2 protein-coding genes are annotated in these 1573 nt (G+C 52.6%); both read right to left on the bottom strand.

Translation table 11 applies throughout. The annotated features are described in order from the left end of the window. Positions 1-139: 139 nt before the first annotated feature. Complete coding sequence (locus Q0C23_RS07435) at positions 140-1036, bottom strand: DUF6036 family nucleotidyltransferase (RefSeq protein ID WP_291511732.1); 897 nt, start codon at positions 1034-1036, stop codon at positions 140-142. Further along, the coding region (locus Q0C23_RS07440) for a hypothetical protein (protein ID WP_291511733.1) at positions 1026-1573 on the bottom strand (548 nt) is incomplete at its 5' end. The genes Q0C23_RS07435 and Q0C23_RS07440, both read right to left, overlap by 11 nt.

Here is a 1573-nt window from a genome sequence, read left to right on the forward strand (position 1 = left end):
TTACACCGGCAACCGTGGGCACTTTGCACCATTGGATCGTCCGCTGTCAATGCGGGCCATCGATCGTTGCAGAAGGCAGCATAAGAGTTGACATCCTCGTCGCCGTGAAGGGCGAGGTTTGACGAGCATTTCAATTAAACTAGATCTCAAGCCCTGGCCGCTGGACCACCGTCTCCGGTCCGCGCTGGAACAACACAACTGTCCTGCCCTTATGCTTTACTAGGCCCGGCATAGGCAGAAAGTCGCTGCGATAAACCGCAATCAGACAACCTCGCCGGGCAAGGAAAGCAACAGAGAGATCCTCGCTGAGACTCATAAGTTTGCCATGCAGCTTACCATCCGCAAGGCAATGCGTCCGCATGTCCGAATCCTTATGCCGCGCCAGTCGCTGAGCATCCGTGCCCCGAAAATCCGATTCCTGGCTTTCCAGCGAGGACGATGCTATCTCCGGGATCTTCGGTTTAGCTCCCATTTTTTCGAGGACGTCGATCAGGTTGTAGCGGACTTGCTCGAGATTGCCAACATAGTAACTAAGCGCCTCCACCGCTCTTTTCTCGATCTGCTCTGGTTCTATAAGTCCGCCTCGGTATAGCTCAACAATATCTCGCTGGTCATTATCCGCATAACGACTGACCTTGGTTACCGCCAAATCTACAGGTGATAAAACCCGTATATCAAACACACCATCTGGAGAGTTCGCTACAAAAATCGCTTGATCTTCGGCTTCCGGATGTAACAGACCAAGAACCGGAGCGTAATTTCGATCCCAGGTAATCTGACGTCGCATGCCTCGCTCGTCGTTATAGGTTATGAGTAGTTCTGGCAATACGACCCGATGAGAAAATATGGCATCCACATCGTTGGACGATCGGGTGGGCGAATACAATGCCATAGCGGTACCCCCCGTCAATATCGCCCGAACTTGCTCCTTCATTCCTTTCGGGAAACATGCTTCTGTCTGTCGTATAAGCTCGCGCACCGCCTGAAAAATTGGTCTTTCGGTGTAGAGCCTTGGTAACGACGACTCAGCAGACATAAGGCGGTCTCAGAAGTTTGGCAAGACGATCATACAGCACACCGGATGAAAGCCGCCAGCGCATTACCAGGGAATCTCCGGTTACTCTGCGCGGATCCCCGGGAAAGAATGGTATTTGCTCCAGGATTTTCGGCAAGCTTGCCGATAGTGCATCGATCCGCTCCAGAGCCAGATTCTGCCACGAATCTTGTTGTGGACCGAAAAGACACAACAGGTCTATAAGGTATCCAGCTCTTTGTACCACCGTCCAATCACCCCGGTGCTGAGAATCTGCGATGGAGGAAAGCAAGTTCTGGGCGTTTTCTTCGGGCTTAGCGTGCCGCAGAAAGTAGCCCAAAACCGGCTCCAGATCGCGCATTACCATGTGGTATTCCGGATGGGTCAGCACCCAAAAGAGCTTGGGTATGGAGAGATCGTCGCTCTGACCGAGATAGTGCATCGCGGTCAAGGCTGCAGATTGGCCGTGATCGTCCAGCCGATTTTTCAGCATGATCAGCCTCCATTCCTGAGACGCCCAAATGCCAAGTCTACCTATGG

The organism is Acidithiobacillus sp. (assembly GCF_023256195.1).
GTDB lineage: Bacteria > Pseudomonadota > Gammaproteobacteria > Acidithiobacillales > Acidithiobacillaceae > Acidithiobacillus_A.

Bases quoted from the DNA above. Each gene is read 5' to 3' on its own strand.
- Q0C23_RS07435 (WP_291511732.1), bottom strand. From the start codon at position 1,036: ATGTCTGCTGAGTCGTCGTTACCAAGGCTCTACACCGAAAGACCAATT.